Source organism: Nocardioides sp. NBC_00850 (genome assembly GCF_045207335.1).
Lineage (GTDB): Bacteria > Actinomycetota > Actinomycetes > Propionibacteriales > Nocardioidaceae > Nocardioides.
Window position 1 is genome coordinate 5,370,892 of record NZ_CP108845.1, and the last position, 22,322, is coordinate 5,393,213.

Genomic DNA, 22,322 nt, shown 5'->3' on the forward strand with positions numbered 1-22,322 from the left:
TGCTGATGCGCATGACAGTGGCGGGGGTCATGGGGACCTCGATCTACATCATCGACCTGCTGGTCAAGATCATCGCGCTCGGGGTGGTGCCGAAGAACCGGCGTCCGAGCAGTGCGATGGCGTGGCTGCTGGCCATCTTCTTCATCCCGGGAATCGGCCTGATCGGCTACCTGCTGCTCGGTCAGACCCGGCTGGATCGCCGGCGTCACGAGCGGCAGCGGGCGCTCAACGAGGAGGTGCTGAGCTACGTACGCGGCCTACCGAGGACGCCGCACCAGAAGACGATCTCCGAGGTCGACGCGGCCACGATCGAGCTGAACGAGCGGCTCGGTTCGCTGCCTGCCACGGCGGGGAACCTGATCGATCTGATCGACGACTACGCCGCCTCCATCGAGGCGATGACGGCCGCGGTAGACGAGGCCGAGACGTACGTGCACGTGCAGTTCTACATCACCGCCTGCGACCACATGACCGAGCCGTTCTTCGACGCCCTCGACCGGGCCGCGGCGCGTGGGGTGAGCGTCCGGCTCCTCCTCGACCACCTGGGCTCGCGCGGCATCCCGCTCTGGCGACCGCTCGTCAAGCGGCTCAACGCCTCCGGCATCGACTGGCACCCGCTGCTGCCGATCGACCCCCTCCGCGGCCAGATCCGCCGCCCCGACCTGCGCAACCACCGCAAGCTCCTGGTCGTCGACGGCCGGGTCGCGTTCACGGGCTCGCAGAACCTCATCGAGCCCGGCTACAACAAGCCCAAGAACCACCGGGCCGGCCGGGAGTGGGTCGAGCTGAACGCCCGGATCGAGGGTCCGCTGGTGACTGCGCTGAACGTCGTGTTCGCCAGCGACTGGGACACCGAGACCGGGGAGCTGCTGCGGTCCGAGCTGGCCGCCACCGCGCCGCGCGCCGGCGACGTGACCGGTCAGATCGTGCCCAGCGGACCGGGTGTCGACGCCGAGAACAACCTGCGCGCGTTCACCCACCTCATGTACGCCGCCAAGAAGCGGATCTCGATCACCAGCCCCTACTTCGTGCCCGACGAGTCGCTCCTCTACGCGGTCACCACCGCCGCCCGCCGCGGCGTCGAGGTCGAGCTCTTCGTCAGCGAGGGCAAGGACCAGTTCATGGTCTACCACGCCCAGCGCTCCTACTACGAGGCGCTGCTGAAGGCCGGTGTCCGCATCTACCTCTACCCCAAGCCCGCCGTCCTGCACTCCAAGCACTTCAGCATCGACGACGAGGTCGCCGTACTCGGCTCGAGCAACATGGACATGCGCTCCTTCGCCCTCAACTACGAGATCTCGCTGATGCTCTTCGACGGCGAACCGGTGGCACAGCTGCGGAAGGTCGAGGACAGCTACCGGACCATCTCCCGCGAGCTGCTGCTCGAGGAGTGGCTCGCGCGGCCGAAGGTCGCGGCGTACGTCGACAACGTGCTGCGCCTGACCGCCGCTCTCCAATGAAGTCTCCTGCACACACCAGTCCGCGGGAACGTACGCTCCGAACCCATGCCCGTGAGCACCCGAATCCTGGCCCTGTTGACCATCCTCTGCGCGGTGACCGTCGGCTGCGGCTCGGCGGAGACCGCCGATGACTCGGCATCGCCCACCACCAGCGCGAGCACGTCGCCCACCTCGCCCGCAGCCGGGAACGACCCGTCCCCCTCGTGCGAGGCAACGGGACGCTACTCCGACTACTCCGAGGCGGCCGTCGCCGACGAGTGCTACACCGACACGATCCTCTTCTTCCACGCACCCTGGTGTCCCGAGTGCCGCGGGTTCGAGGAGGCGATCAAGAGCGGCGAGGTGCCTGACGGGGCACAGATCCTGAAGGTCGACTACGACTCCGCGACCGACCTGCGCAAGCAGCACGGGGTGACGATCCAGTCGACCTTCGTACGCGTCGACCCCGCCGGCAAGACGGTCAAGCTCTGGTCGGGCTACGGCCAGGACAAGTCGGTCGAGGCCATTCTCGAGAACACCCGGTGACGCTGCTGCTCGCGTCGTTCCTCGCCGGAGCGCTCTCGGTGCTCGCCCCGTGCGTGGTGGCGTTCGTGCCGGCCATATTCTCCCGTGGGTACGGCCTCTCCCGCGGGACCGGCGAGCGACGGCCGTGGGTGGCGGTGGCCGCGCTCGGCGTCTCCGTCATCGTGTTCAGCGTCCTGCTCAAGTCGACGACCCTCTTGATCGACGTCCCGCCACGGTTCTGGAGCGTCGTCTCGGGTGTGATCGTGGCGCTCTTCGGTGTCGTGATGATCTGGCCACGGCTGTGGGACGCGGTGGCGTTCCGGCTCGGGCTCGGATCGCGCGCCCAGGAGCGTCTGGCCCGGGCGAGCACCCGTCGCGGGATCGGCGGCGACATCCTCCTGGGCGCGAGCATGGGGCCGGTCTTCAGCGCCTGCAGCCCGACGTACGCCTTGATCGTGGCCGCCATCCTTCCGGCTGAGCCGCTGCGCGGGCTCGGCTACCTGCTCGCGTACGTAGCAGGCCTGACGCTCCTGCTGGCCGCGGTCATGGCGGGTGGGCGGGCGCTGATCGCCCGGCTCAGGTGGGCGATCGACCCCGAGGGCGCGTTCCACAAGGTGCTCGGCGTCGTCCTCGTGCTCATCGGCGTCGCGATCGCGACCGGGCTGGACAAGGCCCTGCTCGCCCTGCTCGTGGAGCAGGGGGTCTTCGACTGGCAGATCGGTCTGGAGGGTCGGCTCAGCACGGATCAGTGAGCCCGCCTGTGGCCGACGCGAACGACCGGCCGCGCAGGAGCGGCACCACCGACGAGCCGTCCACCTCGGAGGCCACGACCACATCGTCGGCGTAGCCCTTCGCGGCCAGCTCCCGCCCACCGGAGCAGGCATGGAGCGCGTCCGGGAGATCTGCGGCCCGGAACGCGTCGCGCGCCATCGCGGCCTCGGGCGAGAGATCGTCCGGGTCGAGAGCGGCCAGGACCGCGCCGGCACCCCAGAGATCCTCGACCGCGGGGCGGAGCGTGCCGTCCGGCCAGCGCTCCCCCGACGCGATGAACGCGACGCTCGCGCCCTCGGCGCAGCGAGGAGCCAGCCACTCGGCGACCGCGGTGCGGTTGCGGAGCGAGGCACCGACGACCGTGGCACCTCCGTCGGCGAGCAGGGTGCTGATCGTAGAGCCGTTGGGCGAGGGCAGCACGAGCCGCCGGACGCCCTCGGCCTGGCGCAGCGACGCGGGCGAGAGCGAGGGCCGGCCCGGCACCGCGTCCTGACGCTGCACCGCGAGAACGGCGTCGTGCTCGCGTGCGTACGCCTCCGCCCGGTCGTCCCGCCACCGGAACGGGAACACCTCGATCCCGCGCTCGACGGCGACCGTCAGCGTCGTGGTGAACGAGAGCACGTCCACCACGACGGCGATGTCCACCGGGCCGATCGCCTCGGCGCCCACCGGCCCCCACTCGAGGCGGAACCGGTAGCCGTGCTGACGGTGCTGCGCGTCGAAGGTGGTCACCCGCCGAGGCTAGTGACCCCTAGCCGAGTGCGGCGGCGATCTTCGGGGAGATCTCGCGCAGGGCGCGACCGCGGTGGGAGATGGCGTCCTTCTCCGCGATCGACAGCTCGGCAGACGTACGTCCGTCCTCGGTGTCGACCGCGACGAACAGGACGTCGTAGCCGAAGCCGCCGTCACCGCGGACCTCGCGGATGATCCGGCCGTCCATGCGGCCCTCGACGACGATCTCGCCACCGTCCCAGACGAAGGCGATCGCACAGGCGAAGTGGGCGCCGCGGCGCTCGTCGGGCACGTCGGAGAGCTGAGCCAGGAGCAGCTCGTTGTTGCGCTCGTCCGCCAAATCTTTCGAGCCCAGCGGCGGGCCGCCCCAGCGTGCCGAGAGCACCCCGGGCATCCCGTTGAGCGCGTCGACGCAGAGACCGGAGTCGTCCGCGACGGTCGGCAGACCGGTGGCCGCGTACCCGGCCCGCGCCTTGATCAGCGCGTTGCCCTCGAACGTCGGGGCGTCCTCGACCGGCTCGTCGTAGTGGGTGACGTCGTCGAGGCCGACGACCGAGACCCCGGGCACCAGCGGCGAGAGGATCCGGAACATCTCCTCAAGCTTTTTGGCGTTGCGCGAGGCGACGTGGATCTTCGGCTCAGCCGGCAAGTGCGGCCTCCTGCAGCTTGGTCAGGTCGGCGCAGCCCTTCTCGCCCAGCGCCAGCAGGGCGTCGAGCTCGGCGCGGTCGAAGGCGACGCCCTCGGCGGTGCCCTGCACCTCGACGAACTTGCCCTCGCCGGTCATCACGATGTTCATGTCGGTCTCGGCGCGCACGTCCTCCTCGTAGGGGAGGTCGAGGCGCGGCACACCGTCGATGATCCCGACCGAGATCGCCGCGACGGAGCCGGTCAGCGCCTTCTGCACGCCCAGCGAGGCCACCGCGTCGGACAGCGCGACATAGGCGCCGGTGATGGCTGCCGTACGCGTCCCGCCGTCGGCCTGCAGCACGTCGCAGTCGATGTTGATCGTGTTCTCGCCCAGGGCCTTGTAGTCGATCACGGCGCGCAGCGAGCGCCCGATGAGGCGCGAGATCTCGTGCGTACGTCCGCCGATCTTGCCCTTCACCGACTCGCGCGAGGAGCGCTCGTGGGTCGAGGCCGGCAGCATGGCGTACTCCGCCGTCACCCAGCCCAGCCCGGAGCCCTTGCGCCAGCGCGGCACGCCCTCGGAGGCCGAGGCGGCGCACAGGACGCGGGTCTTGCCGAACTCGATGAGGACGGAACCGGCCGCGTGGTCGAGCCAGTTGCGGGTGATCTTGATGGGGCGCAGCTCGTCGTCGGCGCGCCCGTCAGCTCGTGTGGTCACGAGACCACCCTATGCAACGCTCTCCCGACTGGGTTCACCGCTGGGTCGAGCCCATGCCCGGCGTACGACCCACGGCCCCAGATCCCGTGCCCGCCGACCCATCCACGGCACACCCTCACCAGCCATCCAGGCCAGATCCTGCCGCCAGGTGGTCGGCAGCCCGCCGGCCGGCTCGAGGCTAGGCGGCTCGAAGGTGAAGCCGTACGTCACCAGCTGCTCGCCGAACGCACGCGCCATCCGCCGGTGGCCGAGCTCGGAGGGATGCAGCCGGTCGGCGGCCCAGAACCTCCGCTCGTGCAGGTCGGGAACCGCACCCAGGTCCAGCCGCAGACCACCGTAGGTGGCATGGACCTCGTCCCAGATGGCGTTGAGATCGGCCGTACGCCGCTGGATCGACCGCTTCACCCAGCCCGGCATCGGCCACATCACCGAATGATCGTGGAAGCGCGCCGTCATCAGCAGCGCACCCGGGCCCGCGAGCGCATCGGCGCAGGTCATCAGATCGTTGCGGAGTCGCTCGGTGTCCCAGCCGGACCGCATCACGTCGTTGACCCCGACGATCAGCGAGGCCACATCGGGCCGGTGCGCCACCGCGTCGGCGAGCTGCTGCTCGACCACCACGGTCGAGGTCGCACCGATCACCGCGGTGTTGCAGAAGGAGATGTCGTACGTCTGTCCCAGAGCCTCGGCGAGAAGCCGGGCCCATCCTCGCCAACCGGTGGAGACCGGGTCGCCGAGGCCAACGGTGGCGCTGTCGCCCAGCGCCGCGTAACGCAGGTAGTTGCCCACGTCTCACAACGGTGACGGGGGCGGGTGCCGAAGCACCCACCCCCGCGTGTCGTGTCGCGAACAGTCCGATGAACTACTTCACCTCGGACTTGAGCACCCGGTAGGCACCCAGCACGACCGGCAGCACGACCCACAGGAAGATGCTGCAGATCAGCGCGAGCACCTGCTGCGTACCGATGTCGGGGAGCTGAGCCCCGTCAGGCATCGTGCCGCCGCCCGCGGCGAACGGCGACAGCGCGTAGCCCATGTCGACGAACGGGATCACGTCGGCGGCCCAGTCGAAGATGAAGTACAGCGTCGACCACACCATCAGCGGCAGGATCAGCTGGTCGACGTAGACGACCACGATCGAGAACGGCGTGCTGAGCAGGCACATCGCGATACCGAAGGCGCTCACAAAGTAGAGCAGCTGCTGCGCGATCGTCCAGGCCAGCATCTCGCCGTTGATCGTCCAGCTCGCGTCGTAGCCGCCGACAGCGGCAGCGAGCGCGTTGCCGACGATGCCGCACAGCAGCGCGACCGCGATCAGCGCGATCGCGAGCGCAACGACGGCGACCAGCTTGGCCGCCATCACCCGCAGCCGGCTCGGCTCGAGGCTGAAGGTCACCATGTTGGTGCGCTGGCCCCACTCCTGGGTGACGATCATGATCGCCAGCACCGGAGTGAGCAGCGAGAGCGGGATAGTCAGGATCGAGGACCAGGCGGAGAGCCCGAGCGAGAAGGTCTCGTTGAGCGCGGCCACCAGGACCACGATGCCCATGGCCAACAGCAGCATGCCGGCCGAGATGATCAGCAGGGCGCGTCCGGCCCGGGTGTCGGTCATCTTGCGCCACTCGACCAGCAGGAGCCGGCCGAACGGCACCTTGGTCACCGCCGGGAGCGGGGTGGAGGGCGCTACGGATACGGCGCTCATGCGGAGGCTCCTTCTGCCTGGATGGGTGCGACGCTCTCGCGCTGGGTTGCGGCGGTGAGCTGCAGGAAGATGTCCTCGAGCCCGGCGCCGCCGTCACGCAGGTCGGTCAGCACGACGCTGGCCTCCAGGGCAGCCTTGCCGACCTCGGCAGGCGGAGCGGAGACGCGCATGCCGGTGCCGACCGGCTCGACGCTGTAGCCCTTGCCCTTGAGCGCCACGGTGAGCGCCTCGTTGTCCAGGGAGGTGACCAGCGACTGGCCGGCGGTGCCCTGGCCGGCGAGGATGGCGTCCTTGGTGCCCTCGGCCACGATGCGGCCGTTGCCGATGAGGATCAGCTCGTCGGCGATCTGCTCGACCTCGTGCAGCAGGTGGGAGGAGAGCAGGACGGTGCCGCCGCGGTCGGCGTACTCCTTCAGCAGGCCACGCATCCAGCGGATACCCGCCGGGTCCAGGCCGTTGGCCGGCTCGTCCAGGATCAGCACCTTGGGGTCACCGATCAGCGCGTGCGCGATGCCGAGACGCTGCTTCATGCCCAGCGAGTAGTTCTTGATCCGGCGCTTCGCCTCCGACGGCGTCAGCGAGACCAGCTCGAGCATCTCGTCGACGCGCGACTTGGGCAGGCCCATCGTCATCGCGGCGAGCGTGAGCACCTCGCGGCCGGTGCGGCCGTCGTGCTGGGCGCTGGCGTCGAGCAGCACGCCGACGTGGCGGCCGGGGTTGGGGAGGTCGGCATAGAGGCTGCCGTTGATCGTTGCCCGACCCTTGGTGGGGTTGGTCAGTCCGACCATGATGCGCATGGAGGTCGACTTGCCCGCGCCGTTCGGGCCGAGGAAGCCGGTGACTTTGCCGGCCTCGGCGGTGAACGACACGTCGTCGACCGCGGTGAAGGTCCCATAGACCCTCGTCAGTCCTTCGACTTTGATCATGACGTACATCCTGCCGTGCCTCCGGCGCAGACTGCATCGGACATACGGATGACCCTCGACCCGACGAAAGTATGGGGCCTGGCGCGACCGCGGGATCCTGTGTCCCCGACCTCGGTTGACTAGCGTGTACGACGTGCAGCAACCGTCGCCCGAGGCCTATCAGCCACGTCTGAGCCTGTGGGGGCACGTGTGGAGGTATCTCCTTGCGCTGGGGATCAGCGCCCTTGGCTTGATATCCAGCACCGATGGGTGGCCGGAGTGGCGCTTCCTGCTCGACCTCGGCCTCGGCGTCCTCTGCATGGTCCTGGTCTTCTGGCGCCGACGTTGGCCGGTGGCGATCGCGACGTTCACCATCGTCGCCGGGGGGTTCTCGATCCTCTCCGCCGGGGCGTCGAGCCTCGCCCTGGTCTCGCTGGCGACCCGGCGCCGCTGGCGCGAGATCATCCCGATCTCCCTGCTCAACGTCGCCGCGGGCATGTTCTGGTTCGCGGTGATGGAGACCACCCCCGCGGAGGAGATCCCTGGCATCCCGTTGTGGGGCTTCAACCTCGGAGCCAACGTGGTGATCATCGCCGCGATGGTCGCCTGGGGCATGTACATCGGCTCCCGTCGTGAGCTGATCGCCACGCTCCGGCTCCGCGCCGAGACCGCCGAGGCCGAGCAGGCACTGCGTGTCTCCCAGGCCCGCGAGACCGAGCGCCGGCGCATCGCCCGCGAGATGCACGACGTGCTCGCCCACCGCATCTCCCACATCTCCATGCAGGCCGGCGCGCTCGCCTACCGCGAGGACCTCTCCGCCGACCAGATGCGGGCCGAGGTCGGCACCATCCGCGACGGTGCCCACCGGGCGCTCGACGACCTCCGGACCGTCCTCGGCGTGCTGCGCGGCAACGGCGAGGATCCCGAGACCGCGCCCCAGCCGACGTACGCCGACCTCGGCCGCCTCATCGAGGAGGCCCGTGCCGGCGGCATGAACATCACCTTCGATGACGACGTCGAGGGCTCGCCGCCAGAGGCGGTCGGGCGGTCGATCTACCGGGTCGTGCAGGAGGGCATCACCAACGCCCGCAAGCACGCGCCCGGGGCGGCCCTGAAGGTGTCCCTGCAGGGCTCGGAGGAGCACGGGATCGAGGTGCTGCTGCGCAACCGGCTCGGCTTCGACTCCAACACGCCGGGCGCCGGGCTGGGCCTCGTCGGGCTCACCGAGCGCGTCGACCTGGCGGGTGGACGCCTCGCGCACCGCACGGAAAAGGATGTCTTCATCCTCGAAGCATGGCTACCGTGGGGCCAGTGAGCAGCCCAGGGACCAGCCCAGAGAGTCCGGTCAAGATCAAGGTGGGGATCGTCGACGACGACCCGCTGGTACGTTCGGCCCTCGGGCTGATGCTCGGAGGTCAGGCCGACATCGAGGTCGTCGGCGAGGCGACCGATGGCCAGGAGGCGCTCGCCCTGGTGCGTACGTCCGCCCCTGACGTGGTGCTGATGGACATCCGGATGCCCCGCATCAACGGCCTCGAGGCCACCCGGCGGGTGCTCACCGAGTCACGGTCGCCGCGGGTCATCGTGCTGACCACCTTCGGTGCCGACGAGTACGTCGTCGACGCCCTCGCCGCCGGCGCCGACGGGTTCCTGCTCAAGGACACGCCCCCGCCCGAGATCGTCGCGGCCATCCGCGCGGTCGCCTCCGGCGAGCCGATCCTCTCCCCCAAGGCCACCCGCACCCTGATCACCCGGCTCCGCGCCGAGCCGACCGGCGAGCGCGCCGCTGCCGCCAGCCGCCGTCTCGAGGCGCTCACCGAGCGCGAGCACGAGGTCGCCCTCGCCGTCGGGCGCGGGCTGAGCAACGCCGAGATCGCCAAGGAGCTCTACCTCTCGATCCCGACCGTCAAGGCGCACGTGTCGCGCCTCTTCGACAAGCTCGGTGCCACCAACCGCGTCCAGATCGCGATCACCGTGCACGACGCCGGCCTGGTCTGAGCGCTCGCCTCACCGACCACATGCGTCACACTGCTCGGGGTTTTCCTGCACTTCTCGGGTGTTGCAACGCCTGAGAAGTGCAGGGATACCCGGTTAACCGGGTATCCCCTACCCGACCTCAGACCTCGTACACAGCCCCGGTCGCCGCCAGCTCGGTCGGACCGTCGTACGCCGAGCGCGCCTCGCGGAGAGCGTCGGCGGGGTCATGCCAGGGCGGGACGTGGGTGACGACCAGCTTCTTCACATGGGCCTTGGTGGCGTACTCCCCCGCGTGAACGCCGGTGATGTGCACGCCGGGCGGGTTGTCGACGCCGTCGCGGAAGGCGGCCTCGCAGACGAACAGGTCGGCGTCGGTGGCGATGTCGAGCAGCGCCTCGGTCTCGGCGGTGTCGCCGCTGTAGGCGATGACCTTGCCGTGCGCCTCGATCCGGAGCCCGTACGCATCGACCGGATGCTCCACGGCAGTCGGGGTGATCACGAACGGGCCGAGATGGATCGGCCCGGTGTAGGTCGAGAACGCGAACTCCTCGCGCATCCCGGGGCGCTTGGGCAGGTCGTAGGCCTTCGCCAGGCGCCGGCCGGTGCCCTTGGGGCCGTAGACGGGGATCGGCGGCTGCGGGCCGGTCGGGTGCCACTTGCGGAGCACGTAGTAGGAGGTCATGTCGACGCAGTGGTCGGCGTGCAGGTGCGAGAGCAGGACCGCGTCGATCAGCAGCGGGTCGATGTAGCGCTGCAGGACCCCGAGCGCACCGTTGCCCATGTCGAGCACGATCCGCCACGTACGTCCGGCCTCGTCGTCGGCCTCGACGAGATAGCAGGAGGCGGGGCTGTCGGGCCCGGGATAGGAGCCCGAGCATCCGATGACGGTCAGCCGCATCCGGGAGGTCATCCCATCCCTCCGGCGAACTGCTGGGCGGCGGCGAGCTCCGGGCCCAGGAACCGAGCACCGATCGCCTTGAACTCGGCGGGGTTGCCGGTGGTGAGGAACGTGTAGGTCGGCTCGCCGCCCTCGCGCATCAGGTCGTGCTCGGCGAGGACGCGGTAGACGTCCTTCGCCGACTCCTCGGCACTGCTGACCAGCGTCACGTTGTCGCCCATCACATAGGAGATCACACCAGTCAGGAGCGGATAGTGGGTGCACCCGAGGATCAGCGTGTCGACCCCGGCGCTGGTCAGCGGGTCCAGATACTCGTGCGCGGCGGCCAGGAGCTCGTCGCCGCCGGTGATGCCGGCCTCGACGAACGGGACGAACTGGGGGCACGCCTGGGTGTGCAGCGAGACATGGGGAGCCGCGGCGAAGGCATCGTCGTACGCCATCGACTCGGCGGTCGCATGGGTGCAGATGACCCCGATCCGGCCGGTGCGGGATGCCGCAACGGCGCGGCGGGTCGCCGGCAGGATGACCTCGACAACGGGCAGCGGCTTGTAGCGCTCCCGGGCATCGCGCAGCATCGCGGCCGAGGCCGAGTTGCACGCGATGACCAGCGCCTTCACGCCCTGCGCGACGAGATGGTCGAGGCACTCCAGGGCGTACTCGCGCACCTCGGCGATCGGCTTGGGCCCGTAGGGCGCGCGGGCGGTGTCGCCGACGTACAGGATCGACTCGTGAGCAAGCTGGTCGATCACCGACCGTGCCACGGTGAGACCGCCGAAGCCCGAGTCGAAGATCCCGATCGGGGCGTCGCGGTCGGGCTGGGCTGAACCCAGGGGCGAGGGCGAACCCAGGGACGAGGGCGAACCCAGGGACGAGACGGACTGCACGATCGTCAAGGCTAGGCCCAAACAGCGCAACTTCGCAGTGCTGGGGGTCACTCGAGACATACCCGAGATCCATCTCACGTTCATGAGCGGGCCGGATCGGTGTTGTTAACGTCCGGTTATGACGATTTCTCGACGCTCGCTGGTGCTGATGGTCCTGATCACCCTGTTGGGCGTCACCTTCGCGGTCGTTGAGCTGCCCGGGCGGCCCGCACAGGCGGCGACCACGAAGCGGGTGCTGGCGATCTCCGTCGACGGTCTCAGCGTGACCGCGGTCGAGAAGCTCGGCCCGGGCAACCTGCCCAACATCTACCGGCTGATGCGCGGCGGCGCCTCGACCCGCGAGGCGCGCAGCGAGTACGAGCAGAACGTCACCCTGCCCAACCACACCTCGATGGTCACCGGCCGCCGGATCACCCGCTCCGCGCACGGCCACGGGGTCACCTGGAACGACGACCGCCGCTGGATGACGGTGCAGGAGGCCGCCGGCCACTCGGTCTCATCGGTCTTCAGCCAGGTCGAGCGCACCGGCCGGAGCAGTGCCCTGTTCGCATCGAAGTCGAAGTTCGGCATCTTCGACCGCTCCTGGCCCACGATCGACCGGTTCGTGGTCGACGGCGACGCCGACCTGGTCAGCCGGGCGGCCGCCGACCTGGCGACCAACAAGCGTGCCTTCACCTTCGTCCACCTGGGCTCCCCCGACCACTACGGTCACCGCGACGGCGGGATGAGCGCGGCCTACCGCGCCTCGGTGATCCGCACAGATGCCCGCATCGGCAAGCTGCTGAAGGCGATCGACTCCTCGGCGACGCTGAAGCGGTCGACGTACGTCATCCTCACCGCCGACCACGGCTTCAAGGCCGCCGCCAGGGACCACGGTGCCCACCTCTACTCCAACTACCGGATCCCGTTCGTCGTGTGGGGTCCCGGCGTCACCCGCGGCGCCTCGCTCTACCGGCTCAACCCCGACTACCGGGCACCGGGGACGACCAGGCCGACGTACGCCGGCAGGCAGCCGATCCGCAACGGCGACCTCGGCAACCTGGCCCTGGACCTGCTCGGCCTGGGCCCGATCCCCGGCAGCACGCTGAACTCAACTCAGTCACTAGACATTCGCTGAGCGTTCGCCCGGGGTGCCATCGGGTTCACTTAGGGTGTGCCGGTGCGTCGCCTCTTCCCTCTCGTCTCCCTCGGCATCTTCCTCGTCGTCGTGCTCGTCGTGGCATTCACCGCCCTGCCCGACCGGGACGGCGGCGGTGGCGGCGGGGACGACGGTCGCGACCGTGCGGAGCGTGAGCCCACCCAGGTCGGCCGCAAGGTGCTCGCGATCTCGATCGACGGGCTCAACCCGGATGCGCTGGCGAAGCTGGGGCCGGCGAAGACGCCCAACATCCACCGGATGATCGACGAGGGCGCCTCGACGCTCAACGCCCGCACGGCCTACGAGAAGAACATCACCCTGCCCAACCACACCAGCATGGTCACCAGCGACCCGATCAACGCCGACGACGGCGGCCACGGGGTCACCTGGAACGTCGGCGACCCGTCGAAGTCGATCTCGAAGAACGAGAAGTCGGTGTTCACCGTCGCCCACGAGGCTGGGCTCAGCACCGGGGTCTTCGTGACGAAGCAGAAGTTCGAGCTGTGGCAGCGGGCCTGGGAGGACGACATCGACCTCTACGTACCGATCGACGACCACGACGAGCTGGTCCCGGAAGCCGCCGAGGACCTCGCCGACGAGCGGCGGGACCTCACCTTCGTACATCTGTCCCTTCCCGACGCCGCCGGACACGCCTCGGGCGGGATGTCGCCGGAGTATCTGGAGGCCGTCGAGGAGTCCGACGCCCAGGTCGGCGAGTTCCTCGACGTCATCGACGCCGACCGCGGGCTGGCGAAGGAGCTCGACGTCATCCTCACCGCCGACCACGGCTTCAAGCCGGGCATCACCAACCACTCCGAGAAGGTCTACGAGAACTACCGGATCCCGTTCATCGTGTGGGGGCCGGACGCCGGCGCCGGCACGGACCTCTACGAGCTCAACGCCGACGACTACCGCGACCCCGGCAAGGACCGGCCCGACTACGAAGGCCCCCAGCCCGTACGCAACGCCGACCTCGGCAACCTGGCCCTGGATCTCCTCGGCCTCGGTCCCATCGGGACCAGCGACATCGGCAAGAAGCAGACGCTCGACGTCAAATGATGTTTGCCGTAACCGTCCACGAGCACACACGCCCCTGAGGTACGTTTCGAACGTAACCTCCCCAAGGAGCGTGCGATGTCAGTCACCCGGATGGCTCGGGCAGCTTTACGCAGGGATCGGCGTGCCCGGCGGGTCACGATCGTCGGCGCCGGCATCGGCGGCCTGACCCTCGCCGTCGAGCTGCGCCGCCGGGGCGTCGAGGTCGAGGGGTACGAGGCCGCGACCGATCCACGCCCTGCCGGCGACGCCGTGCTGCTACCGGCCAACGCGACCCGGCTCCTGGAGCGCCTCGGACTCGAGCCCGATCTCGGTGAGGCGGCGGCGACCGTCGGCGGCTGGGTCTGGCGCGACGGCCACACCGGCGCCGCGATCGGACGGGTGCTCTCCGCCGCGGAGTACGCCGACCGCGCCGGGGCTCCGTGCTACGGCATCGATCACGCCGACCTGCACGCGCTCCTGAGCGAGGCATTCGGCACCGAGGGGCTCCACCTCGGCCACCGCCTGGTCGCGCTCACCGATCCCGGCGACGGCCCCGTGACACTGGAGTTCGCCGACGGCGAGTCGGTCGAGGCCGACCTGGTCATCGGCGCCGACGGCGCCGCATCGATGCTGCGCGAGCACGTCGTCGGCTACGACGACGCCCAGTTCTCCGGGTGCATCGCCTGGCGTGGGATCGTCCCGCGCTCGCAGCTCACCCTGCTCCCCGATCCTGGCCGTGTGCAGGTGTGGACGGGAACCGACGGCCACCTGATGCATCACCCGGTCGGCAAGGGCGACCACGCGTTCCTGCTGGTCAAGCGACAGCTCGGGCCCTGGGCACCGGACTCGTGGTCCTGGCCGGCCGACCCCGACGAGCACGTCCATGCGTACGCCGGCTGGCATCCGGCCGTGGTCCAGATGATCTCCGCGGCACCGTGCTCAGAGCACTGGGGCCTCTTCCACCGTCCGCCCCTGGCCACCTGGTCGCGCGGCCGGGTCACGCTGCTCGGCGACGCCGCTCACCTGATGGTGCCCCACCACAGCCAGGGTGCCGCCCAGGCGATCGAGGATGCGATCGTTCTCGCCGACTGCCTCGCCACCGACGACTGGGACCGCGCCACCACGACCTACGAGGTACGCCGCCGCGACCGCACCCGCCGGATCCAGATCGCCTCGCTGGCCGCCGCCGACGTCCTCCATCTCCCCGACGGTCCCCGCGCCCAAGCCCGCAACAAGCGGCTCGGGTCAGGCGATGCGTACGACCGCCATCTCGCCTGGATCCACGACCACGACGTGGCCGACCCCGGCCACCGCCCGTAACCCCGGGGCCCGCTGCCGCGTTGCCCAGGAGTGAGAGCCTTCCTCGGACGCAAGGGGTTCCTGGCGCTCGGCATCTGGGCGATGTACGCGTCGGCCATCGCCGTAGCGCTGGTGCAGCTCGGCGCCAAGCCCGAGGCCGGCAGCGTCTGGTCGGGGCGCCCGATGGCCCCCGGCAGCCCCGCCGCCCTCATCGAGAAGCACGACTGCTGGAGCGCCGAGGCCCCGCGCGACATGACCGGCAGGCTCCCCGGCCACGCCATCGTCGCCACTGGCCCCGCTCCGCGCTACGTCGACGCCCACCTCACCGGCAAGGCCCTCGACCAGGTCTTCTCCGGCGAGGACCACGGCCTCGTCGTCTACGCCTTCTGCCGCTGACGCGCCACCGGCTCGATCAGCGGGGCGGTCAGGCCCAGAGCTGGCCCTCGAGGCCTTCCTCGGCGTCGTCGATGGTGCCCTCGTACGCCCCGGTGGAGAGGTACTTCCAGCCGCCGTCGGCGACGACGAAGGCGATGTCGGCCTTCTCGCCGGCCTTGAGGGACTTGGCGGCCTGGGCGAGCGCGGCGTGGAGGATGGCGCCGGTGGAGATGCCGGCGAAGATGCCCTCGAGCTCGAGGAGCTCGCGGACGCGGCGTACGGCGTCGCGGGGGCCGACCGAGAAGCGGGCGTCGATCAAGGACGCGTCGTAGAGCTCGGGGACGAAGCCCTCGTCGAGGTTGCGCAGGCCGTAGACGAGCTCGCCGTAGCGCGGCTCGGCGGCAACGATGCGTACCTCCGGCTTGGCGGTGCGGAAGAAGCGGCCGACACCCATGAGCGTGCCGGTCGTGCCGAGTCCGGCGACGAAGTGGGTGATCGAGGGGAGGTCGGCGAGGAGCTCGGGGCCGGTCCCCTCCTCGTGGGCGCGCGCGTTGGCGGCGTTGCCGTACTGGTAGAGCATCTCCCAGTCGGGGTGCTCGGCGGCGAGGCGCTTGGCGACCCGGACGGCCTCGTTGGAGCCACCGGCGGCGGGCGAGGAGACGATCTCGGCGCCCCACATCCGCAGCAGCTGGCGCCGCTCCTCGGAGGTGTTCTCGGGCATCACGCACACGATCCGGTAGCCCTTGAGCTTGGCCGCCATGGCCAGCGAGATCCCGGTGTTGCCGGAGGTCGGCTCCAGGATCGTGCAGCCCGGGCGGAGCCTGCCGTCCTTCTCGGCCTCTTCGACCATGCGAAGAGCCGGGCGGTCCTTGATCGAGCCGGTGGGGTTCCGGTCCTCGAGCTTGGCCCACAGACGTACGTCGGGAGAGGGCGAGAGGCGGGGCAGCCCCACCAACGGGGTGCCCCCGACCGACGCCAGCAGGTTGTCGTAGCGCATGGGGTCCATCGTCGCATCAACCGATCGACTGATGGCCACTCGCGCCGATCGCCCGATCCGTGAGACCGCGTCACCGACCAGGCTGGAGGTATGCATCAGGAGCGAGAACCAGCGGTCGTCGTGGACGGCCTGCGCAAGACCTATGGCGACAAGGTGGCGGTCGACGAGATCAGCCTGAGCGTCCACGAAGGCGAGATCTTCGGCATCCTCGGCCCCAACGGAGCCGGCAAGAGCACGACCGTCGAGTCGATCGCCGGCCTGCGGGTCGGCGACCGCGGCCGGATCCGGGTCCACGGCATCGACCCGTGGACCGATCGCGCTGCCGTGACGGAGGTGCTCGGCGTACAGCTCCAGGAGGCGAAGCTGCAGCCGAAGATCACCGTCCAGGAGGCGCTGGAGCTGTGGAGCGCGTTCTATCCCGACCCGGAGCCGTGGGCACCGCTGGCCGAGCGGCTCGGCCTCGGTCCTCACCTGCGGCAGCGGTTCGAGAACCTCTCCGGCGGCCAGCAGCAGCGGCTCTCGATCGCGCTGGCTCTGATCGGCCGGCCGCGGGTCGTCGTGCTCGACGAGCTGACGACGGGCCTGGACCCACGTGCCCGTCGTGAGGTGTGGGACCTGGTGCGGGACGTACGCGACCGAGGTGTGACCGTCCTGCTGGTCACCCACTCGATGGAGGAGGCGCAGACGCTCTGCGACCGGATCGCCATCGTCGACGCCGGCCGGATCCGGGCGCTGGACACCCCGGCGGGGCTCATCGACTCCGCCTCCGCCTCCACCATCACCACCTTCGAGACCTCGGTCGCGATCGACTTGGCCTCCCTGCGCGACCTCGACGGAGTCACCGCCGCACGCAGCGAGAACGGCACCGTCACCGTCGAGGGCGCCGAAGGGGTCGCGCTCGCGGTCGTCGAGCTGCTGCGTACACAAGGCGTGACCCCGCAGCGACTCCGCATCGCCGCGGGCAGCCTCGACGCCGCCTACCTCGACCTCACCGAAACCGACACCGACGCCCGCCAGGAGGCGCTCCGATGACCAGCCCGACCGTTGCCGTGATCCGTACGGAGTCCCGGCTCTTCGCCCGCGAGCGGCTCTCACTCTTCTGGATCGTCCTGTTCCCGAGCCTGTTGCTGGGAGTGCTCGGGGTGATCCCGAGCTTCCGCGAGGACAGTGTCGACCTCGGTGGCCGGAGCCTGATCGATGTCTACGTTCCGGTCACGGTGCTGCTCTCGATGATCATGGCGGCGATCATGACGATGCCGCCGACGCTGACCGGTTACCGCGAGAGCGGGGTCCTGCGGCGACTCGGGACCACGCCGGCCCGCCCCGCCTCGATCCTGCTCGGCCAGGTGCTCGTCCACGCTGTCGCGGTCGCTGCCTCCTCGGTGATCGTGATCCTCTTCGGCCGGGTGGTGTTCGGGACCCCGCTCCCGGAGTCGCTCGTCGGATACGTCGTCGCCTACGTCCTGGCGCTGGCGGTCTCGCTGGGGATCGGCGCCGCGATCACCGCGGTCTCCCCCAACGCGAAGACCGGGCAGGTGGTGGGGATGGTGGTCTTCTTCCCATCGATGTTCACCGCGGGGGTCTACTTCCCGGTCGAGGCCTTCGGCGGCACGGTGCGCGACGTCATCTCGCTCTCGCCCTACGGGGCCGCGTCCAACGCACTCAACGACGCCGCGGGCGGGAGCTTTCCCCAGCTCGCGGACCTGGCCGTGATGGGCGGCTGGGCCGTGGTGCTCTACCTGATTGCCGTGCGCGCCTTCCGCTGGGAATGAGAAGGTCCTCCACATGACCTCGGCCGTCGAGCACGAGCAGCTCTGGGAGCGAAACCTCAAGGCGCTGCCCTTCGTGCTGCTCGCGCTCGCCACGGTGATCAGCGTCGCGACCATTCCGGAGATGGGCCCGCACACGCTCGGCATGCAGGTGACGCTCGGCGTGCTGGTGGCGGTGACCGCGGTGTGGATCTGGCGGTGGATGTATGTCTACGGCCGCCCACATCCGGTCGGCTACGTCGGGCGCACCCTGCTGGCCGCCGCCCTCACCATCGTCCATCCGCTCTTCTGCATCTTCGCCTGGGTCGGCTTCCTGGACGCCTTCGAGTCCTTCCGCGGCCGCTGGAGATGGGTGGCGATGGCGGCCACCTCGCTGATCATGGCCACCGGCCAGACCGGCGGGCCGCCGCCGTACGACAGCCCGTGGCAGAGCGCGGCGCTGCCCGTGCTCTTCGTCGTCAACTTCGGCCTCGCGACCCTGATGGCCCGCTACAGCATGCACCTCGACGCCGTCAGCCAGGAGCGGGCCGACACGATCGTCCGGCTGGAGAACGCCCTCGCCGAGAACGCCCGCCTCCAGCAGCAGCTCCTCGCCCAGTCCCGCCAGACCGGCGTACGCGACGAGCGCGAGCGCCTCGCCCGCGAGATCCACGACACCATCGCCCAGTCCCTGGCCGGCGTCGTGGCCCAGCTCCAGGCCGCCGAGGGCTCCGCGGACGCCCAGGACGTACGCCGTCGGGTGGCCCGGGCAACCGAGATGGCCCGCACCGCGCTGGTCGAGGCCCGGCGGTCCGTGCAGGACCTCACCCCTGCCGAGCTGGCCGACACGGGCCTCGCCGATGCCCTGTCGAGACTGGTCACGAGCTGGCGCGACGACCACGGCGTCGAGGCCTCCTTCGTCGTCGTCGGTGATGCCACGGCGCTGCACTCCGAGGTCGAGGCGACGCTGCTGCGGATCGCCCAGGAGGCGCTCGCCAACGTCGCCAAGCACGCCGACGCATCCCGGGTCGGCGTCACCCTCACCTACGACGATGCCGACGTCATCCTCGACGTGCGCGACGACGGCTCCGGCTTCGACCCCGCCGCTCCGCGCCGCTCGTCCTCGTTCGGGCTGGGCGTGATGCGCGAGCGCGCCCAGCGTCTGGCCGGCACATTCACCCTCGAGTCCGCCCCCGGCGCCGGCACCGCCGTCTCCGCCAGCATCCCCGCACTCCCCCGAGGACCCGCATGACTCAGATCAGGATCGTGGTCGCCGACGACCACCCCGTCGTACGCGACGGGGTGGTCGGAGTGCTCCGCGCGCAAGGCTTCGAGGTCGTCGGCCAGGCGGGAGACGGGGCGCAGGCCCTGGCTCTCGTCGCGGAGCTCGAGCCGGACGTGCTCGTGCTCGACCTGCGGATGCCCGGCACCGGAGGGGTCGAGGTGATCGAGCGGCTCCGGGCGTTGGAGTCGCGGACCGGCGTACTGGTCCTGACGACGTTCGACACCGACTCCGACGTGGTCGCCGCGATCGAGGCGGGTGCGACCGGCTATCTGCTCAAGGACGCGCCGACTCAGGACCTGGTCGAGGCCGTCCGCGCCACCGCGGCCGGCGAGACGGTCCTCTCCCCCGCGGTCGCGACCAGGCTCGCCTCCCGGCTGCGCTCACCCGGCCCGACGGCTCAGCTGAGCCCCCGCGAGCGCGAGGTGCTCACCCTCGTCGCGCGCGGCACGACCAACCGCGCCATCGCCGCAAAGCTCTTCGTCAGCGAGGCGACGGTCAAGACCCACCTGGGTCACATCTTCGACAAGCTCGGGGTCACAGACAGAGCAGCCGCGGTCGCACGAGCGTACGACCGCGGCATTCTGGGCTGAAGGGTTCAGCAGCCGCCGGCGACGGCGGGAAGCACCACGACCTGGTCGCCGTCCTTGAGCTCGGCGTCGAGACCGCCGATGAAACGTACGTCCTCGTCGTTGATGTAGACGTTGACGAAGCGGCGCAGGTCACCGTTGTCGATGAGGCGCTCCTTGATGCCGGAGTGGTTCGCCTCGAGGTCGTCGATGAGCGCACTCAGGGTCTTGCCCTCGGCGCTGACTGCCTTCTCACCGGCGGTGTAGGTGCGGAGGATGGTCGGGATCTTGACCTCGATGGCCATGGGTTCTCCTAGCTGGATGTTTCTTGGGCGCGTCACGACAACGTCGCGACGATGCTGATTTCTTCCTCGGTGACGTTGCCGTCGACGATGCGGTACGACCGGAACTCGACCGGACCCTCGTCATTTCCGTGCTCTCGGGTGCTGACCAGCACGTAGTGCGCGTTCGGCTCCATCGCCAGCCCGATGTCGGTCCGGGACGGGTAAGCCTCGGTCGCGGTGTGGGAGTGGTAGACGATCACCGGCTCCTCATCGTTCGCGTCCATCTCCTTGTAGAGCTGGAGCAGATCGGTCGAGTCGAACTCGTAGAAGGTCGGCGAGCCGGCGGCGTTGATCATCTCGATGAACCGCTCCGGCCGGTCGGACCCCTCAGGGCCCGCGACGATCCCACACGCCTCGTCGGGATGGTCGCGCTTCGCGTGGGCGACGATCGCGTCGTACGTCGCCTGGTCGATGGTCAGCACGCTGCTCAGCGTATGCGCCCGAGCACCGGATCCTGAACGTGACCGGCCCTCGGACGCCGTCCGCCTCGCGCACCGGATCCGTGCTAGGCAGCCGCCGTCAGACCGCCGCGTACGAGGTCGGCGTAGGCGCCGGCGCGCAGCAGCAGCTCCTCATGGGTGCCGACCTCGACGACCCGGCCCCGGTCGAGGACGGCGATCTGGTCGGCGTCGCGAACGGTGGAGAGGCGGTGGGCGATGGTGATCGTCGTACGCCCCTCCGCCAGGCGGTCCAGGGCGGCCTGGACCTCCCGCTCGGTGGTGTTGTCGAGCGCGGAGGTGGCCTCGTCGAGCACGAGCACCCGCGGGTCTCGCAGCAGCGTGCGGGCGATCGCCAGCCGCTGTTGCTCACCGCCGGAGAAGCGGTGGCCGCGGGAGCCGACGAGCGTGTCATAGCCGTCGGGGAGCCCGACGATCAGGTCGTGGATCCGGGCCGCACGAGCAGCTTCCTCGATCTCGTCGTCGCTCGCCTCGGGGCGCGCGTGGCGCAGGTTGTCTCGAACGCTCGCATGGAGCAGATAGGTCTCCTGGGTGACCATGCCGACGTTGGCGGCCAGGTCGGCGAGGGTCAGGTCGCGCAGGTCGACCCCGTCGAGCAGCACCCGGCCAGAGGTCGGGTCGTGCAGCCGCGCGACCATCCCGGCCAGCGTCGACTTCCCTGACCCTGTGGCCCCGACAAGCGCTAACGAGCCGCCGGCGGGCACCCGCAGCGAGATGTGCTCGAGGACGGGTTGCGAGCCGTCGTAGGAGAACCCGACGTCGTCGAGGACGACCTCCCCGCGAGCCTCACCCAGAGGCACCGGGGAGGCCGGGTCGTCGATCTCGACCGGCAGGTCGAGGTACTCGAAGATCCGCGAGAAGAGCGCCAGGGAGGAGGTCACGTCGACCCCGACGTTGAGCAGACCCATCAGCGGCCGGAAGAGCGAGCCCTGGAGCGAGACGAATGCGACCAGGGTCCCGATGGTCAACGTACCGGAGGTCGCCGGGAAGCCCGCGGCGAGGTAGAGCGCGGCCGGAACCGCGGCGAAGACCACCTGCATGGTCGCCATCCGCCACCGCCCGGCGAGCTGGCTGCGTACCTCCAGACCGACGAGGTCGTGGGAGGTCTGCTCGAAACGGGAGGCCAGGGCGGGCGCGGCACCGAGCGTCTTGGTCAGCAGGATGCCGCTGACCGAGAGCCCCTCCTCGACCTGCACGTGCAGGTCGGCCATCTTCGCCTGACGCTGCGTCGTGACCGCGTAGCGCATCTGCGCCACCTTGCGGGTCGTCCACACCGCCGGCGGCAGCACCACCAGCGAGATCAGCGCGAGCCGCCAGTTGAGCGCCATCATCGCGATCACGGTGCCGACGACGACCGTGACGTTGGCCGCGATCGAGGTGGCGGTGGAGGTGACCACCGACTGCATCGAGCCGATGTCGTTGACCATCCGCGACTGCACCTCGCCACCCCGGGTACGGGTGAAGAAGTCGAGCGACTGGCGCTGCAGGTGCCCGAAGAGGTCGGTACGCAGCCGGTGCATGACCCGCTGGCCGACCTCGGTCGAGATCAGCGTCTGGGCCACTCCGAGGGCGGCGGAGGCGATCGCGACGAGCACCATCGCGGCGACGCTGAGCACGAGCAGCGTGGTGTCACGCTCGGGCAGGGCGGTGTCGATGACGTGCTTGACCAGGAACGGCTGCGCCAGACCGATCACCGAGCTCACCACGATCAGCGCCACGACGAGAAGCAGGCGCCCACGGTAGGGCGCGAAGAGGCGCGCGATCCGCCGCAGCGAGACCGGCTTGGCCTCGAGCTGGGCGCGATCGGCGCGCTTGCTGCCGGGATCACGGCCGGATCGGCCGGATTCGCCGGACGGTTTGTACGGGTGCGGCTCACTCATTCGAACACCTCGATC

General features: G+C 70.0%; 25 protein-coding genes. 13 read left to right on the plus strand and 12 right to left on the minus strand.

Annotation, left to right across the window (positions count from 1 at the left end; all coding sequences use genetic code 11):
• The first annotated feature begins 5 nt into the window (after positions 1–5).
• From cls to OH802_RS25975, 3 genes are read left to right on the plus strand one after another with little or no spacing between them, the layout of a single operon-like run.
• The gene (gene cls / locus OH802_RS25965; protein WP_406023280.1) at positions 6–1,460 is read left to right on the plus strand and encodes a cardiolipin synthase; all 1,455 of its coding nucleotides are present in this window, start codon (positions 6–8) and stop codon (positions 1,458–1,460) included.
• Between the two features lie 51 nt (positions 1,461–1,511).
• On the plus strand, positions 1,512–1,985 hold the full coding sequence (locus OH802_RS25970) for a thioredoxin family protein (protein ID WP_406023281.1): 474 nt from the start codon (positions 1,512–1,514) through the stop codon (positions 1,983–1,985).
• Positions 1,982–2,716 (plus strand): cytochrome c biogenesis CcdA family protein, encoded by a 735-nt coding sequence (locus OH802_RS25975; protein WP_406023282.1) that lies wholly within the window; start codon positions 1,982–1,984, stop codon positions 2,714–2,716. The genes OH802_RS25970 and OH802_RS25975 overlap by 4 nt, the downstream gene beginning before the upstream one ends.
• Here the strand turns inward: OH802_RS25975 and OH802_RS25980 are convergent.
• From OH802_RS25980 to OH802_RS26005, 6 genes are all read right to left on the minus strand, one after another.
• Positions 2,700–3,467 (minus strand): 2-phosphosulfolactate phosphatase, encoded by a 768-nt coding sequence (locus OH802_RS25980; RefSeq protein ID WP_406023283.1) that lies wholly within the window; start codon positions 3,465–3,467, stop codon positions 2,700–2,702. The two genes, OH802_RS25975 and OH802_RS25980, sit on opposite strands and share 17 nt — an antisense overlap.
• Before the next feature lie 19 nt (positions 3,468–3,486).
• Positions 3,487–4,116: a non-canonical purine NTP pyrophosphatase gene (locus tag OH802_RS25985; protein ID WP_406023284.1), complete on the minus strand. Its 630-nt coding sequence runs from the start codon at positions 4,114–4,116 to the stop codon at positions 3,487–3,489.
• The gene (rph, locus tag OH802_RS25990) at positions 4,106–4,813 is read right to left on the minus strand and encodes a ribonuclease PH (protein WP_355018684.1); all 708 of its coding nucleotides are present in this window, start codon (positions 4,811–4,813) and stop codon (positions 4,106–4,108) included. Before rph ends, OH802_RS25985 begins: the two co-directional genes overlap by 11 nt.
• A 9-nt stretch (positions 4,814–4,822) precedes the next feature.
• A complete protein-coding gene (locus OH802_RS25995; protein WP_406023285.1) occupies positions 4,823–5,602 on the minus strand; it encodes an SGNH/GDSL hydrolase family protein in 780 nt (259 codons plus the stop codon).
• A 73-nt stretch (positions 5,603–5,675) separates the two neighbouring features.
• Positions 5,676–6,515 carry a hypothetical protein gene (locus tag OH802_RS26000; protein ID WP_406023286.1) on the minus strand — a complete coding sequence of 280 codons (840 nt, stop codon included), beginning with the start codon at positions 6,513–6,515 and terminating at the stop codon, positions 5,676–5,678.
• Entirely contained in the window at positions 6,512–7,441 is a 930-nt protein-coding gene (locus tag OH802_RS26005; protein ID WP_406023287.1) for an ABC transporter ATP-binding protein, read from the minus strand. The genes OH802_RS26000 and OH802_RS26005 overlap by 4 nt, the downstream gene beginning before the upstream one ends.
• Positions 7,442–7,574: 133 nt before the next feature.
• Here OH802_RS26005 and OH802_RS26010 point away from each other — a divergent pair, with 133 nt between their 5' ends.
• Together OH802_RS26010 and OH802_RS26015 are read left to right on the plus strand one after the other, a co-directional pair.
• Positions 7,575–8,735, plus strand: coding sequence for a sensor histidine kinase (locus OH802_RS26010; RefSeq protein ID WP_406023288.1), 1,161 nt, complete (start codon positions 7,575–7,577; stop codon positions 8,733–8,735).
• Positions 8,732–9,418 (plus strand): response regulator, encoded by a 687-nt coding sequence (locus OH802_RS26015; RefSeq protein ID WP_406023289.1) that lies wholly within the window; start codon positions 8,732–8,734, stop codon positions 9,416–9,418. The genes OH802_RS26010 and OH802_RS26015 overlap by 4 nt, the downstream gene beginning before the upstream one ends.
• 118 nt (positions 9,419–9,536) lie before the next feature.
• On the opposite strand, the gene OH802_RS26020 is transcribed toward OH802_RS26015, so the two are convergent.
• Together OH802_RS26020 and murI are read right to left on the minus strand one after the other, a co-directional pair.
• Entirely contained in the window at positions 9,537–10,307 is a 771-nt protein-coding gene (locus OH802_RS26020) for an MBL fold metallo-hydrolase (RefSeq protein ID WP_406023290.1), read from the minus strand.
• Positions 10,304–11,161 (minus strand): glutamate racemase, encoded by an 858-nt coding sequence (murI, locus tag OH802_RS26025; RefSeq protein ID WP_406029412.1) that lies wholly within the window; start codon positions 11,159–11,161, stop codon positions 10,304–10,306. The genes OH802_RS26020 and murI overlap by 4 nt, the downstream gene beginning before the upstream one ends.
• Positions 11,162–11,297: 136 nt before the next feature.
• Between murI and OH802_RS26030 the strand changes: the two genes are divergently transcribed.
• The 4 genes from OH802_RS26030 (at position 11,298) to OH802_RS26045 (ending at position 15,050) form a co-directional block, all read left to right on the plus strand.
• Positions 11,298–12,296 carry an alkaline phosphatase family protein gene (locus tag OH802_RS26030; protein WP_406023291.1) on the plus strand — a complete coding sequence of 333 codons (999 nt, stop codon included), beginning with the start codon at positions 11,298–11,300 and terminating at the stop codon, positions 12,294–12,296.
• Positions 12,297–12,338: 42 nt separating this feature from the next.
• Positions 12,339–13,376 carry an alkaline phosphatase family protein gene (locus OH802_RS26035; RefSeq protein WP_406023292.1) on the plus strand — a complete coding sequence of 346 codons (1,038 nt, stop codon included), beginning with the start codon at positions 12,339–12,341 and terminating at the stop codon, positions 13,374–13,376.
• Between the two features lie 75 nt (positions 13,377–13,451).
• On the plus strand, positions 13,452–14,675 hold the full coding sequence (locus OH802_RS26040) for an FAD-dependent oxidoreductase (RefSeq protein WP_406023293.1): 1,224 nt from the start codon (positions 13,452–13,454) through the stop codon (positions 14,673–14,675).
• 30 nt (positions 14,676–14,705) lie between these two features.
• Complete coding sequence (locus OH802_RS26045; protein ID WP_406023294.1) at positions 14,706–15,050, plus strand: hypothetical protein; 345 nt, start codon at positions 14,706–14,708, stop codon at positions 15,048–15,050.
• A gap of 28 nt (positions 15,051–15,078) precedes the next feature.
• On the opposite strand, the gene OH802_RS26050 is transcribed toward OH802_RS26045, so the two are convergent.
• Positions 15,079–16,026, minus strand: a complete 948-nt coding sequence (locus tag OH802_RS26050; RefSeq protein WP_355232119.1) for a pyridoxal-phosphate dependent enzyme — start codon at positions 16,024–16,026, stop codon at positions 15,079–15,081.
• 90 nt (positions 16,027–16,116) lie between these two features.
• On the opposite strand from OH802_RS26050, the gene OH802_RS26055 reads away from it, so the two are divergent.
• From OH802_RS26055 to OH802_RS26070, 4 genes are read left to right on the plus strand one after another with little or no spacing between them, the layout of a single operon-like run.
• Positions 16,117–17,058, plus strand: a complete 942-nt coding sequence (locus tag OH802_RS26055) for an ABC transporter ATP-binding protein (protein ID WP_406023295.1) — start codon at positions 16,117–16,119, stop codon at positions 17,056–17,058.
• The gene (locus tag OH802_RS26060; protein ID WP_406023296.1) at positions 17,055–17,798 is read left to right on the plus strand and encodes an ABC transporter permease; all 744 of its coding nucleotides are present in this window, start codon (positions 17,055–17,057) and stop codon (positions 17,796–17,798) included. The genes OH802_RS26055 and OH802_RS26060 overlap by 4 nt, the downstream gene beginning before the upstream one ends.
• 13 nt (positions 17,799–17,811) lie before the next feature.
• Complete coding sequence (locus OH802_RS26065; RefSeq protein ID WP_406023297.1) at positions 17,812–19,026, plus strand: sensor histidine kinase; 1,215 nt, start codon at positions 17,812–17,814, stop codon at positions 19,024–19,026.
• Positions 19,023–19,649, plus strand: a complete 627-nt coding sequence (locus OH802_RS26070; RefSeq protein ID WP_406023298.1) for a response regulator — start codon at positions 19,023–19,025, stop codon at positions 19,647–19,649. Before OH802_RS26065 ends, OH802_RS26070 begins: the two co-directional genes overlap by 4 nt.
• 5 nt (positions 19,650–19,654) lie before the next feature.
• Here the strand turns inward: OH802_RS26070 and OH802_RS26075 are convergent, their stop codons facing one another.
• From OH802_RS26075 to OH802_RS26085, 3 genes are all read right to left on the minus strand, one after another.
• Complete coding sequence (locus tag OH802_RS26075) at positions 19,655–19,930, minus strand: MoaD family protein (protein WP_008358635.1); 276 nt, start codon at positions 19,928–19,930, stop codon at positions 19,655–19,657.
• Positions 19,931–19,962: 32 nt separating this feature from the next.
• Positions 19,963–20,391 carry a M67 family metallopeptidase gene (locus OH802_RS26080; RefSeq protein ID WP_355232109.1) on the minus strand — a complete coding sequence of 143 codons (429 nt, stop codon included), beginning with the start codon at positions 20,389–20,391 and terminating at the stop codon, positions 19,963–19,965.
• An 83-nt stretch (positions 20,392–20,474) separates the two neighbouring features.
• A complete protein-coding gene (locus OH802_RS26085) occupies positions 20,475–22,307 on the minus strand; it encodes an ABC transporter ATP-binding protein (RefSeq protein ID WP_406023299.1) in 1,833 nt (610 codons plus the stop codon).
• Positions 22,308–22,322 lie beyond the last annotated feature (15 nt).

Bases quoted from the DNA above. Each gene is read 5' to 3' on its own strand.
- OH802_RS26000 (WP_406023286.1), bottom strand. From the start codon at position 6,515: ATGAGCGCCGTATCCGTAGCGCCCTCCACCCCGCTCCCGGCGGTGACC.
- OH802_RS26050 (WP_355232119.1), bottom strand. From the start codon at position 16,026: ATGCGCTACGACAACCTGCTGGCGTCGGTCGGGGGCACCCCGTTGGTG.
- OH802_RS26070 (WP_406023298.1), top strand. From the start codon at position 19,023: ATGACTCAGATCAGGATCGTGGTCGCCGACGACCACCCCGTCGTACGC.
- OH802_RS26065 (WP_406023297.1), top strand. From the start codon at position 17,812: ATGACCTCGGCCGTCGAGCACGAGCAGCTCTGGGAGCGAAACCTCAAG.
- OH802_RS26020 (WP_406023290.1), bottom strand. From the start codon at position 10,307: ATGACCTCCCGGATGCGGCTGACCGTCATCGGATGCTCGGGCTCCTAT.
- OH802_RS26005 (WP_406023287.1), bottom strand. From the start codon at position 7,441: ATGATCAAAGTCGAAGGACTGACGAGGGTCTATGGGACCTTCACCGCG.
- OH802_RS26040 (WP_406023293.1), top strand. From the start codon at position 13,452: ATGTCAGTCACCCGGATGGCTCGGGCAGCTTTACGCAGGGATCGGCGT.
- OH802_RS26085 (WP_406023299.1), bottom strand. From the start codon at position 22,307: ATGAGTGAGCCGCACCCGTACAAACCGTCCGGCGAATCCGGCCGATCC.
- OH802_RS26030 (WP_406023291.1), top strand. From the start codon at position 11,298: ATGACGATTTCTCGACGCTCGCTGGTGCTGATGGTCCTGATCACCCTG.
- cls (WP_406023280.1), top strand. From the start codon at position 6: ATGCGCATGACAGTGGCGGGGGTCATGGGGACCTCGATCTACATCATC.
- OH802_RS26075 (WP_008358635.1), bottom strand. From the start codon at position 19,930: ATGGCCATCGAGGTCAAGATCCCGACCATCCTCCGCACCTACACCGCC.
- OH802_RS26060 (WP_406023296.1), top strand. From the start codon at position 17,055: ATGACCAGCCCGACCGTTGCCGTGATCCGTACGGAGTCCCGGCTCTTC.
- OH802_RS26055 (WP_406023295.1), top strand. From the start codon at position 16,117: ATGCATCAGGAGCGAGAACCAGCGGTCGTCGTGGACGGCCTGCGCAAG.